The organism is Haematospirillum sp. 15-248 (assembly GCF_012102665.1).
GTDB lineage: Bacteria > Pseudomonadota > Alphaproteobacteria > Rhodospirillales > Rhodospirillaceae > Haematospirillum.
The window spans coordinates 550,319-562,970 of record NZ_JAAVTF010000001.1 but is presented as its reverse complement, the minus strand read 5'-3'; the positions used below and the strand labels follow the sequence as shown (position 1 = coordinate 562,970).

Genomic DNA, 12,652 nt, shown 5'->3' with positions numbered 1-12,652 from the left:
ATCTGCTGGTTCTCATGATTGGGTGCTATTCAGAACACCTTTATATGGCAGATATTTTTTATGGAATTTATGGACATAGCCTCTTGAAAAGAGAAGGGGTGACAATGATACTGCATTATCGTTGATCGTGATGGGCGGCCAGTATTCGTGTTGCGGTTCTGGTGCCGCTGGTTATGAAACGATGGGGAGAGAGCATCTGCCGGTGGGGAAAGCAGGCAGGTGTTTGGCAAGAAAAGTGGGGCCGGGGGGCTTCTATGAACAGAACACGCGTCGGTTTTGTACCGGTATTGTCGTTTATGGCGGTTTATTGTCTTTCAGCCGTCCAGACTCTCGCTGCTGACGGTGGACAGCCGCAGCCGTGGCAGATGGGATACCAAAAGGCCGCAACCCCGGTCATGGAGCACATCACGTCGTTGCATGACTTCATTACGTGGATCATGGCCGGGGTTGTTGTTCTGGTTCTTGGTCTACTTGGCTATGTGGTCGTGCGTTTCAACGCAAACCGGAACCCGGTGCCGGCAACGTTTAGTCATAATGTGGCGGTAGAGGTTCTGTGGACGCTTGTACCTGTTCTTGTCCTGATCAGTATTGCTGTTCCGTCCTTTCGTCTACTCTATATGATGGACAAGGCACAGGATGCCGAGATGACCCTAAAAGTAACAGGTCATCAGTGGTACTGGTCTTATGAATATCCTGATCACGGCGGCTTGTCTTTTGACAGCTTCATGAAGGATGCGGCGTCGCTTCAGTCAGGCGAGCCACGCCTGCTTTCTGTTGATCGTGAAGCCGTTGTCCCGGTTGGCACAACAATTCGTGTTCTTCTGACTTCGGAAGATGTTCTGCATTCATGGGCTGTTCCGTCTCTTGGTGTGAAAACGGATACAATGCCCGGGCGTTTGAACGAGACCTGGATCCGGATTGAAAAGCCGGGTACCTATTATGGGCAGTGTTCGGAACTGTGCGGTGTTCAGCACGGCTTTATGCCGATTGCTGTCCGTGCTGTCGCAAAAAAAGATTTTGATCGTTGGGTTGCTGCTCAAACAGCCGCTTCAGGGCGTGGTGGAGAGAATGCGGTCGCCTTGAACGTGCACTAGCAACAGCGGTACGCCGAGACAACAAACCCGATACAAGAAACGCAAGGGGAAAAGCGTTATGGAAAGTCATACGGTAGCTGCGCATTCCGGGGGGCACGGACATGCGTCCCCGACAGGATGGAGGCGATGGGTTTATTCAACCAACCACAAGGATATTGGCACCATGTATCTGGTGTTCGCTGTTGTGGCGGGTCTGGTTGGAACCGCAATGTCGCTGGCCATAAGGGCTGAGCTTCATGCCCCGGGGATGCAGGTCTTTGGAGACAATTACCAAAGCTATAATGTGTTTCTGACATCTCACGGCCTTATCATGATTTTCTTCATGGTCATGCCTGGTTTGATCGGTGGGTTTGGCAACTGGTTTGTGCCGTTGATGATCGGTGCACCGGACATGGCTTTTCCGCGGATGAACAACATCAGCTTCTGGCTGTTGCCGCCGTCTTTCCTGTTGTTGGTTCTTGCGGGTCTTAGCGGTCTTGGTCCCGGTACAGGCTGGACCTTGTATCCTCCGCTGTCGACCTTGGGGCATATGGGGGAGCGTGCGGTTGATCTTTCCATTCTGGCTCTTCATATCGCAGGGGTCAGCTCTATCCTCGGGGCCATCAATTTTCTTGTGACGATCATCAATATGCGGGCGCCGGGCATGACCATGCACCGTATGCCCTTGTTTGTGTGGTCTATGCTGGTTACGGCGTTCCTGCTTGTCTTCAGCTTACCTGTTCTGGCTGGTGCCCTGACCATGCTGCTGACAGACCGGAACTTTGGCACGGCGTTCTTTGATCCAGCGGGTGGTGGTGACCCGATGCTTTACCAGCACTTGTTCTGGTTCTTTGGGCACCCTGAAGTTTACATCATGATTTTGCCGGCGTTTGGCATTATCAGCCATATTGTTTCAACGTTCTCCAGAAAGCCTGTGTTCGGTTATCTGGGCATGGCGTACGCAATGGTTTCTATCGGTCTTGTTGGCTTTCTGGTCTGGGCGCATCATATGTACTCAACTGGACTGGCTGTGAATACCCGTGCCTATTTTACGGCTGCTACCATGGCCATTGCTGTTCCCACCGGTATCAAGGTTTTTTCTTGGATTGCCACGATGTGGGGAGGCTCAATTCGCTTTACCACCTCTATGCTGTATGCGATTGGCTTTATTTTCCTGTTTACCATTGGCGGGGTAACAGGGGTTGTTCTGGCCAATGCTGGAGTCGATATTTCCCTGCATGATACCTACTATGTTGTGGCCCACTTCCATTATGTTCTGTCTCTGGGCGCCTTGTTTGCCATGTTTGCGGCCTTTTATTACTGGATTGGCAAGATGAGCGGGCGCCAGTATCCGGAACGCCTTGGCCAGGTGCAGTTCTGGGTGATGTTCATTGGGGTCAATTTGACTTTCTTCCCCCAACACTTCCTGGGTATTTCCGGCATGCCGCGGCGCATCCCTGATTATCCGGATGCCTATGCAGGATGGAATATGGTGTCTTCTATAGGCTCTTATATTTCTGCCTTGGGGGCGCTTTTGTTCTTGGCGGTTATCTGGCGTACCTTTGCTGCCGGTGCCCGTGCAGAAGCCAATCCATGGGGTGAAGGGGCAACAACCTTGGAGTGGACCTTGTCCAGCCCTCCGCCGGAGCATTGCTTTGAAACCCCGCCGCATATCGCTCCGGCCGGTGGTCGCTGACCATGCGCGGGGGGGAAGCGCGGACATCCGTTTATCCTGCTGTGCAGGATTCCAGGCGGGCCAATGTCCGTGCTGCCCTCCTTCTCGCTGGCTTGGCCATTGTTATGATCGGTGTTGCGTTTGCGGCAGTGCCGGCTTACCGGATGATCTGTGCCTTGACCGGACTGGAAGGAACTCCCCGTATTGGTCAAGTCTCTGGCCAGATTGGTGCGCGTTTGGTCAAGGTGCGCTTTGACGCAAATATTAACCGCGATATGCCATGGCGGTTTGTTCCCTTGGATCGGGAGGTCACTGTCCGTGTGGGGGAACCTGTTCTGGTACACTACCGTGCGACCAATACATCCGCCGCAGCTGTTTCGGGTACGGCCACGTTCAATGTAACACCAATGAAGGCGGCCCAGTATTTTGTGAAGCAGGAATGCTTCTGTTTTGTTGAGCAGCGGCTGGAGCCAGGTCAATCCATGGACATGCCGGTTCTGTTCAGTATTGACCCGGCCATGGTTTCGGACAAACACGTCAATGATGTTGGAACCATGACCCTGTCCTACACGTTTTTCCGGATTCCCGAGGGAGGGAGCGATTCTGCAGCGTCTTCCCACGTGGATCAACCGGATGGAGTGCCTGTCCCCACGTCATCAGGAGTCTTGTGATGAGTCATGCCGCGTCAGCCCGCAGCCATCCATTTCACATCATAGATCCCAGCCCGTGGCCGGCCCTTGGTTCCTTGGGGGCCCTTGTCATGGCATGGGGTGGCGTTGACTATATGCACGGTGAGCCTCCTTTCATACTGCTGTGTGGTTTGGGCCTGGTTCTGTTGACCATGGTTCTGTGGTGGCGGGATGTGATTCGGGAAAGCCGTATTGACAGGGCGCATACCCCACCAGTGGTAACGGGCCTGCAAATGGGCATGGCTTTGTTTATTGGTTCGGAAGTCATGTTCTTCGTGGCGTTCTTCTGGGCTTATTTTCATAATGCCCTGCATTTCAGCCCTGTTATTGGCGGTGTTTGGCCACCTGCCGGTATTGAAACAGCGCATGCCTTCGGGCTTCCACTTGCGAATACCCTGATTCTGGTAACATCCGGTCTGACCCTGATGTGGGGTAAGGGCGGCATTGCCCTGCGGCAGCGCTGGCGCCTTGTGGCGGGTTTGGCTGCCAGTATCGCCCTCGGTCTGATTTTCCTTGGGCTTCAGGCGTGGGAGTACGGTCTTCTGACATATGGTTTCCGCGAGGGTATTTTTCCTTCCACGTTTTATATGGCCACAGGTTTTCACGGTTTTCATGTGTTCATCGGGGTTTGCATGCTGAGCGTCATGTTGGTGCGGGCCTTGCTGGGCCATTTTGATGGCCCCAAGCATCTGGGCTTCCAGTTTGCCGAGTGGTACTGGCACTTCGTGGACGTGGTCTGGATTTTCCTGTTTGTTTTTCTTTACTGGTGGGTTGGGCTCTGATCGCGGCCTTCTCCCTGAAAAACAGATGCTATGCAGGCCGGGGAAGACACCCGGCCTGTTTCGTGGCAGGGTGCGGCCGTTGCAGGCAACGGAGTTCCTATGCGCGATACCTTGGGTGATCCCCGCTTGGTCTGGCGGGATGACGAGACGCCGGTTTCCGGTATTTTTGACGATGTTTATTTTTCGGTGGATGGCGGAGATGCCGAAAGCCGTCACGTGTTCCTGGACGGGTGCGATCTTCCCCGATCCTGGCAAGGGCGGGCGCACTATACCATTGCCGAAACCGGGTTTGGTACAGGCTTGAACTTTCTGCTGACATGGAAGGCGTGGCTGGATGATCCTGCCCGCAGCCAGTTTCTGGACTATGTTTCTGTCGAAGGTTTTCCTTTACCAAAGGATGCCTTGTGCCGTGCCTTGTCCGCGTTTCCTGCCCTTGCATCCTTGGCAGAGCAACTGGTTGCTGTTTGGCCCCGGGCTTTCCAGGGTGCCCATGTGCTGACGTTTGCAGAGGGTAGGGTGCGTCTTCACCTGCGGTTCGGGGAGGTTGGTGCGGCGCTGGCCAGATTATCAGCCCGCGTTGATGCCTGGTTTCTGGATGGTTTTGCGCCATCCCGCAATCCGGATATGTGGCGTGCCGAGGTTCTGCAATCTGTTGCATCCCTGTCTGTGCCCGGGGCACGCCTTGCCAGCTTTACGGCTGCGGGGCCTGTGCGGCGTACGCTGGAGTCCTTGGGGTTTCGTGTCGAGAAACGTCGAGGTTATGGGCGCAAGCGCGAATGTATCGCTGCCGTCTTGCAGCAGTCATCACCGTCTTGTCCGCATCCCTGGTTCAGGCGCCCGGCTCCTTTGCGCACCGGGGTCCGTATTGCCATTGTCGGTGCAGGAATAGGGGGATGCAGTGCCGCTGCCGCCCTGAAACGCCGTGGTTTTGATCCGGTCCTGGTTGATCGTGCCGGACAGGTGGGTCAGGGTGCCTCGGGAAACCCGTGTGGTTTGCTGAAGCCGCGTCTGACTCTGGACCAGGGTATACACGGCCGCTTTTATGGCTTGGCTTTCCTGCATACCCTGCGTGTTATGGCCGAGCTGGAAAAGATGTGTCCGGATCTGGATCTGGTGGTTGGCCGGGGTATTTTGTCGGTGGCCCGTAGTGATGATGAATACGGGAAAATGACCGCCCTCGCTCCCACCCTGCCGCCGGGGGTCGCTGTTTCTGTTGATTCTGTAGAGGCACATGCTCTTGCCGGTATCGGGGTGTCTTCGTCCCCCGGTGGCTTGTGGTTTCCCGATGCCCTGTCCATTTGCCCCTTGTCTGTGTGTCAGGCCCTGAGTGCAGATATTCCCTTGGTGCAGGGTGAGGTTACGGCCTTGGCCAGAACGGCTTCCGGATGGCATCTGGAAGGAACAGGCATCGAAGCCGATGCTGTTATACTGGCGGCAGGTCCCTCTATTCCGCGTCTTTGTCCGGAGGCTGACCTGCCTGTCCGGGCAAACCGCGGGCACATTGCCTTTATGCCCGAGGTTCCGGGTTTGCCCGATGTTGCCTTGTCTTTTGGTGGATATCTGTCCCCGGCTGTATCCGGTACCGGTGATGCGGGCCGTATGCGGGTGCTGGGGGCAACTTATGACCGATGGGCTGATATTGGCGATAACAGCTGGGCGATGGAACGGGCCGATGATGCGCGCCGGTCCCTTGATCTGCTTGGCAACCATGTGCCGACGGTTGCAGACCGTTGGCAGGGCAGGGAGCCGTGTGGCGGGCGGATTTCGCTCCGGGCAACCATCGCCGACCATATGCCGATGGTTGGGCCCTTGTTCCGGGTAAAGGACTGGCAGGAAGCATACCGTGACCTGCATCATGGCCGCCCCGGGACCTCATACCCCCAAGCTCCCTTGATTGATGGCCTGTATATTCTGGGTGCCCTTGGATCCCGGGGCTTTCAGACAGCTTTCCTTTTGGCGGAGGTATTGGGAGCTCTGTGTGATGGTTCCCCCTTGCCCCTTGATACCGATCTGTACGAGGCGTTGCACCCCGGTCGTTTTGCAATACGCGCACTTCGCCGCCGATCACGGTGAATCAACGCAGCTCATACGTAATATCCGATCCGCGTGATTTCAGCGCGGTTCGGACCAGCTGTCCCTTGGTGTTGTACCAGAAGGTCCGCTCCAGATCCCCGCTCATGGTGTAGCGGCGGGTGTCGAAGCTTTTGCCGTTGATCTCGATGGTTTCGTTGGTCGGTCCTGCAACGGATACGTTCAGCACTTTGCCATCAAACGGGGAGAGCAGGGTCTTGCGGGTCAGGTTATCCAGATTCCACTGATTATGGAGAAGGGTATCCGCCGGGACCTGCTTCTCGGTGCCGTCTGCGGTAACGCTCAGGGCGTTCTTGGCTGCTGTAACCGAGACATTGTGATGTGTACCATCATCATTCGTTTTTGATACCAGGCTTGCCAGCTTCTTTCCTTTCCACGTTTCTGTTGACTCATGCTCATAGCGGAATGCCGTGATAAAGGCGATCTGAACGGCCAGCTCTGTCTTGATCTGGACCGTGGTTGTTTCCCCCTGACGATTGAATGCAATGCTGTGCGTCCCGATGGGATTGCTATCCCTGAGGACAGAGTAGACCCAGGTTTCATTGGCCGGGGGCTGGGCCTGTCCTGCAAGCGGGGTTATGGACACAAGCAAGATAAAGACAAAGCTGACAATCTTCAGTGCGGAGCATGTAAGTCTGCGATCAAGCATTGCGGATACCTTCCCGGCTCTTTGGTCATGAAGATATAAAGGTGGGTAAAAAAATTTGTGCGTGTTTCCCGTCACATTCTTCAAGACACACATTCATGGCTGCAACAAAGACAAGGTTAAAGAATTTTTGTGGTTGATGTAAATGCGTTATATGATGAGATCCCTTCTGATTTTATTCTGTCTTGTCTGTTTACTTTTATTTTCCACAGGGGAATGTATGTGGTGAACCAGTTACAGACAGAACTGAATCCATTGTCTGGTTTCTTGGCCGCTTTCCCTGCAAACTATGAGGAGGCACGGCGTAATTTCTGCTTGGCTGCAGAGGGGGAGCGCTTGCCTGTTGATAGCCGGCGTCATGCCTTGACGGGGCCCTTTGGTGAATTGCTGGCCTGTGACGTGGTATGGGCTGGTTCGCGCGCAGCAAGACGCGTTCTGGTGTTGATATCGGCTACGCATGGCGTTGACGGGTTTTGCGGATCTGCCATTCAGACAGACTGGTTGGCTGGTGGTGGTCCCGGCCATTTGCCCGACAGCTGTGCGGTGATGTTGATACACGCTATAAATCCATGGGGATTTGCCTGGTTACGGCAGGTGACCGAGGATGGCATAAACCTGAATCGCAACTTTATCGATTTCTCTTCCGCTCTTCCTGATGACACGGCTTACAGTGCCGTAGCGGATGATGTGGTTCCGGCATCACTGGATGCTAAAATTCTTGCCCAGGCAGATGATCATCTGAAAGCTTTTATCGAAAGCAAAACGGAGGCTGTTGCAGAGCATCTTCTGGCGTCAGGTCAGTACAGCCATCCAGAGGGGCTGTTCTATGGCGGTTCTGGCCCATCCTGGTCGCGCGTTATTCTGGAATCCCTGGTCCGGGATTATGATCTTGCGGGGCGTGCCAGCCTGTGTGTTGTTGATGTCCGCAGTGGTTCCGGTCCCTTTGGCTATGGTGGGTTGTCCTCTGCGTGCTCTCCGGAGTCACGGGCGGCCCGCACGGCCCGCTTGTGGTTCGGGGCCAGTGTTTCTGAGATGCCGTCTGTATCTACGCTCTATCCTGCCCGGTATGGTCTGTCTGATTATTTCTGGCATCCTGTTGTCGGGGAACGCGGCTGTATGCTGGGTCTGGAATTCGGGACTTGGCCGTGGGCAGAGGTCTTTGCGGCCCTGCGGGCAGATCACGGGCTGTATCGCACCAGCCGGACCCTGTCCTGGCACGATCCAGGAACACGGGTGGTCAAGGCTGCTGTGCGGCGTGCCTTTTATCCTGATACGCCGGATTGGCAGGAGATGGTTATGACGCGTGGTCGTCAAGTGATCCGCCAAGCCTTGGTCGGGCTTTCTGAAATGGGGGGCTAGGCTTTTTTCCTTGGTATCAGGGGTATTGGACTGTATGTCTGTGTTCCTCGGTTCACCTTGACACGTCCAGCTGATGAATTATCGCCACGCCTATCACGCCGGAAACTTTGCCGACGTCTTCAAGCATGCTTTTCTGCTGATAGCCCTCGAGCATTTGAAGCAGAAAGAAAAACCGTTTTTTGTTCTGGATACCCATGCAGGAACGGGGTTTTATGATTTGCAGGGTACGCAAGCCGGCAAAACCGGGGAATGGACCGAGGGAATAGGGCGTCTTCTGGATGTTGCGGTCGTCCCGGATCCCCTGATTTCCTATTGTAATCTTGTGCGCCGTATTGGCGGTGATACCGGGCGTTTTTATCCAGGGTCCCCGTATATCGTCCGCGAAACCATGCGGCAGAATGATCGTTTGGCCCTGTGCGAGCTGCACCCCGATGATGCGGCTTTGCTGTCGGCCAATATGGGCCGTGATCCGCGCGTGCGGGTTCAGGCTTGCGATGGCTATACAGCGATCAAGGCGATGTTGCCACCGCCCGAGCGCAGGGGGCTGGTGCTGATTGATCCACCGTTCGAGCGTCGTGACGAGTTCCAGCTTATGGAGCATGCTGTGCGGGACGGCCTGAGGCGCTGGGCCAGCGGGACCTATGCTCTTTGGTATCCTGTCAAGGATCCGGACAGTCATAGGGCATTCCGGGCAGCGCTTTCCAGTTTGACAGGAACCAGGATTTGGTTTGTCGAGCTTTGTGTTTATCCTGATCTTTTCCCGTCCCGTCTGAATGGATGCGGTCTTGTTTTTGTCAATCCACCCTGGTCTGTAATCAAGGCTGCCGATGACATGATGCCGTTTCTGTGTGACGTCCTGCGACAGCAGGAAGGCGCGTTCTGGGATTCCGGGTGGTGTGCCGGGGGGGCCTAGGGTTGCATCCCTCTCTTTCGGGGTTTTATTTTTCGGTGCTGTGCCCTATATCCCTGCACCGGTACATTTGGCCGATACACGTGCAGGACCCAGCAGATGACCCGCATATTCTCCGAGACCCTTCACCGTGGTTATGCCCAGACAATGGCCATAGATGGTGACATGCTGGCTGATGAAAGGTCGCCTTTCCAGCATATCCAGATTTTTGACACGCCCAGTGTCGGGCGCGTCATGGTTCTGGACGGGAACGTCCAGATTACCGAAAGGGATGAGGCCAGTTATTCCGAGATGCTGACCCATCTGCCAATTCTGGAGACGGGGACCGTAAAGCGTGTGCTGATCATTGGCGGTGGCGATGGCGCCGTGGCTGAGGAAGCCCTGAAGCATCCTGATCTTCATGTTGACATGTGCGAGATCGATGAGCGTGTTATTGCCTTGTGCAAGACGCACCTTGCCTCTGTCCACAAGGGGATCTTTGATCATCCACGCTTCACCCTGCACGTGCGGGACGCCTTTGATTTTATGCGGCAAGATGAGAACAGGGGGTGTTTTGACCTGATTATTGCCGATCGTCCTGATCCAATTGGTCCTGCCGAGGTGCTGTTCCGGACAGAGTTTTATGAATTGCTGCGGGAATCCCTGACCGACACTGGTGTGGTTGTATTCCAGAATGGTGTTCCCTTCTTCCAGCCCGAAGAACTCTCTGGAACCTTGGTCCAGTTGCGTCGGGTGTTTCCGCACTCCGGTTGTTACCTGACCGTAACGCCAACGTATGTCGGCGGCTTTATGGCCCTGACCTGGGGATCACGCGGAATGGCCTTGGGGTCGGCTCCACGGCACGCAGTGGAGGAGAGATTCCGTAACAGCAAGATACAGACTGATTATTACAATGCTGATGTACATGCGGCTGCTTTCATGCTGCCAGAGTGGATCCGTCGTTTGACGCATCGTTGAGTATTTGCCAAGTTCATATCGTTATTCTGGTTCTGTATAGAAAATTTTAGCTGTTTGTAACGATTCTTCTTTACGGCGTCTTTCGGGGTCGGCATACAGATGCCTCGAAAGCTTGCCCTAAGCACGGCTACTCCACCGAACATCGTTCTCCGAGTATGCACGGCGATCGGCTCTTCGATCGAATTTGCGCCATCGGGTTTTGTGCTCGTCCGGTCCGGTTTGGTTGGGAGTAGGTGCCATGAGCCACCTTTATGCTTCCGCACAGGAAGCAGTGGGGACGCTGCGTCCACGCGATCCACTTATGCTGATCCGCCCTCGCGTTATTGCGGCCAGGGCGACCCGCCTTGTCGGGGTTTTTCCCGGGCGTGTGATGTACGCTGTAAAGTGTAATCATACGCTGTCTGTATTGGATGCCCTGTATGCAGGCGGGATTCGTCATTTTGACGTTGCTTCTCTTACGGAACTTCGCACGGTGACAGCCCGTTTTCCCGGGGTTGAATGTCACTACATGCATCCAGTCAAAAGCCGTGATGCTGTGCGTGAAGCTTACTTTGAGCACGGCGTCCGTATGTTTGCACTCGATCATGTCGATGAGCTGGAGAAAATTCTGGCTGCGACAGATAATGCCTTGGATATGACGCTTGTTGTCCGTCTTGATATGCCCCATGGGCAGGCCATGATGTGCCTCAGCGGGAAATTCGGTGCCTCGGTTACGGACAGCGTCCTGTTGCTTCAGCGTATCCAGGCAACGGGAAATTGTGCCGGTCTGACCTTCCACGTTGGCTCGCAGTGTGTCGATACAGCTCCTTTTGTCGAGGCGGTCCGGCTGTGTGGACAGGTTATTCAGGCTGCGGGCGTGCCTCTCTCCGTGTTGGATATTGGTGGTGGATTTCCTGGAATCTATACAGGAGAAGAGCCTGAATTCGAGTTATTTTGTCATGCCATTACCCCCGAAGTACAGGCGCTGGATCTTCCTGACAGTTGCCGTTTGTACTGCGAGCCTGGTCGTGCCCTGGTTGCGGATGGGGCATCGGTCATTACCCGCGTGGAATTACGTCGTGACACCAAGCTTTATCTGAACGAAGGAACGTATGGTTCCCTTGCCGAGCTGAAATATCTTGGCAATTGTTTCCCGATGCGGCTTCTCAGAAGCACCTGTCGTGATTTTTCGACAGCGCCCATGCAGGGGTTTGATCTATATGGGCCGACCTGTGACAGTGTGGATACCATGCCGGGGCCATTCTGGTTGCCGTCAGATGTTCAGGTTGGTGACTGGATCGAGATTGGTCGGCTTGGTGCTTACTCTGCGGCCTTGATGACCCGGTTCAATGGCTGTGCATCGGTAACCCCGGTTCTGGTTGATGATGCCGAGGTTCTGCCTGTCTGTTCGGTGGTTTCGCTGAAGGATTTGCGACGACGTGCAGCCTGATGGGCTCTTGGTCAGGCAACGAAGGCCGCAAGCAATTCCTCTGCGGCTTTTGACGGGTCAATGATTCCCCGGCTGATGTCGGCCTCGATGCCTGGGATTCGTCGCCTGACGTCTGGGTGCTCGCGGAACAGGGCATCCAGACGATCCTGTACCAGAGACCACATCCAGGCATGCTTTTGCTGCTGCCTTCTGGTTTCCAGTGCGCCGCTGCTTTTTTGCAGGGTGTGGTAGGCTTGTATTGTGTCCCACAGCGTTTCCAGGCCCCGCTTATGAAGGGCCGAGATTGGCAATACAGGCGTTTTCCAGCCAGATGGTGTCGTATGCCCCACAATATTCAGGGCGCATCGGTAATCTTGGCATGTTTGCCGGGCCGTGGGATCGTCTTGATCGTCTACTTTGTTAACGGCGACAATATCAGCCAGTTCCAGGATGCCTCTCTTGATGCCCTGTAATTCATCACCGGCATTGGGCAATATCAGCAGCAAGAAGACATCTACCATATCGGCGACGCAGGTTTCCGACTGTCCGGTTCCCACGGTTTCAATCAAGACAATATCATACCCCGCAGCCTCGCAGACAATAACGGATTCCCGCGTTGTGCGGGCTACACCGCCCAGATGACCGGATGTGGGAGAAGGACGGATAAAGGACAGGGGATCCGCCGCCAGCTTCTCCATTCTGGTCTTGTCGCCAAGAATAGAGCCTCCCGAGCGACTGGACGTTGGATCAATCGCCAGGACGGCGACCTTCATCCCCCGTCCGGTCAGAAGCATTCCGAATGTTTCTATGAGTGTTGATTTCCCGACGCCCGGTATGCCCGATATTCCCATGCGCAGGGCTGTTCCGGAAAAGGGAAGCAGGGCTGATATCAACGCATCGGCTTCCTTGCGGTGATGCGCGGCGCGGCTTTCGATCAGGGTTATGGCGCGTCCCATAATTCCCCTGTCTCCGGATCGTATGCCGGCAACATAGTCATCTGTGGTCAGGTGACCCGATGGGTTCAAGGTATAGCTCCTGTCGTATGGTGGGCTTTGAGCGCCA

11 protein-coding genes are annotated in these 12,652 nt (G+C 55.0%); 9 read left to right on the top strand and 2 right to left on the bottom strand.

Translation table 11 applies throughout. The annotated features are described in order from the left end of the window. Positions 1–254: 254 nt before the first annotated feature. The 5 genes from coxB (at position 255) to mnmC (ending at position 6,292) form a co-directional block, all read left to right on the top strand. Entirely contained in the window at positions 255–1,094 is an 840-nt protein-coding gene (gene coxB, locus HEQ72_RS02630) for a cytochrome c oxidase subunit II (protein ID WP_168018622.1), read from the top strand. A gap of 58 nt (positions 1,095–1,152) precedes the next feature. Continuing rightward, positions 1,153–2,769: a cytochrome c oxidase subunit I gene (gene ctaD, locus HEQ72_RS02625; protein ID WP_168018623.1), complete on the top strand. Its 1,617-nt coding sequence runs from the start codon at positions 1,153–1,155 to the stop codon at positions 2,767–2,769. Between the two features lie 2 nt (positions 2,770–2,771). Continuing rightward, entirely contained in the window at positions 2,772–3,419 is a 648-nt protein-coding gene (locus tag HEQ72_RS02620) for a cytochrome c oxidase assembly protein (protein ID WP_168018624.1), read from the top strand. Then, entirely contained in the window at positions 3,419–4,219 is an 801-nt protein-coding gene (locus tag HEQ72_RS02615; RefSeq protein WP_168022449.1) for a cytochrome c oxidase subunit 3, read from the top strand. Before HEQ72_RS02620 ends, HEQ72_RS02615 begins: the two co-directional genes overlap by 1 nt. 99 nt (positions 4,220–4,318) lie before the next feature. After that, complete coding sequence (mnmC, locus tag HEQ72_RS02610) at positions 4,319–6,292, top strand: bifunctional tRNA (5-methylaminomethyl-2-thiouridine)(34)-methyltransferase MnmD/FAD-dependent 5-carboxymethylaminomethyl-2-thiouridine(34) oxidoreductase MnmC (RefSeq protein WP_168018626.1); 1,974 nt, start codon at positions 4,319–4,321, stop codon at positions 6,290–6,292. 1 nt (position 6,293) lies between these two features. On the opposite strand, the gene HEQ72_RS02605 is transcribed toward mnmC, so the two are convergent. Continuing rightward, on the bottom strand, positions 6,294–6,959 hold the full coding sequence (locus HEQ72_RS02605) for a DUF6134 family protein (protein WP_168018627.1): 666 nt from the start codon (positions 6,957–6,959) through the stop codon (positions 6,294–6,296). A 222-nt stretch (positions 6,960–7,181) separates the two neighbouring features. On the opposite strand from HEQ72_RS02605, the gene HEQ72_RS02600 reads away from it, so the two are divergent. The 4 genes from HEQ72_RS02600 to HEQ72_RS02585 all read left to right on the top strand — a co-directional run bounded on the left by HEQ72_RS02600 (position 7,182) and on the right by HEQ72_RS02585 (position 11,611). Beyond that, positions 7,182–8,315, top strand: a complete 1,134-nt coding sequence (locus HEQ72_RS02600; protein ID WP_322099461.1) for a DUF2817 domain-containing protein — start codon at positions 7,182–7,184, stop codon at positions 8,313–8,315. A gap of 73 nt (positions 8,316–8,388) precedes the next feature. Then, positions 8,389–9,228 (top strand): 23S rRNA (adenine(2030)-N(6))-methyltransferase RlmJ, encoded by an 840-nt coding sequence (locus HEQ72_RS02595; protein ID WP_168022448.1) that lies wholly within the window; start codon positions 8,389–8,391, stop codon positions 9,226–9,228. A gap of 96 nt (positions 9,229–9,324) precedes the next feature. Continuing rightward, positions 9,325–10,182: a polyamine aminopropyltransferase gene (gene speE, locus HEQ72_RS02590; protein WP_168018629.1), complete on the top strand. Its 858-nt coding sequence runs from the start codon at positions 9,325–9,327 to the stop codon at positions 10,180–10,182. 238 nt (positions 10,183–10,420) lie between these two features. After that, positions 10,421–11,611: a type III PLP-dependent enzyme gene (locus HEQ72_RS02585; RefSeq protein ID WP_245184052.1), complete on the top strand. Its 1,191-nt coding sequence runs from the start codon at positions 10,421–10,423 to the stop codon at positions 11,609–11,611. 11 nt (positions 11,612–11,622) lie between these two features. Here HEQ72_RS02585 and meaB read toward each other — a convergent pair whose 3' ends face one another. After that, a complete protein-coding gene (gene meaB / locus HEQ72_RS02580; protein WP_209315572.1) occupies positions 11,623–12,615 on the bottom strand; it encodes a methylmalonyl Co-A mutase-associated GTPase MeaB in 993 nt (330 codons plus the stop codon). Positions 12,616–12,652: the final 37 nt, after the last annotated feature.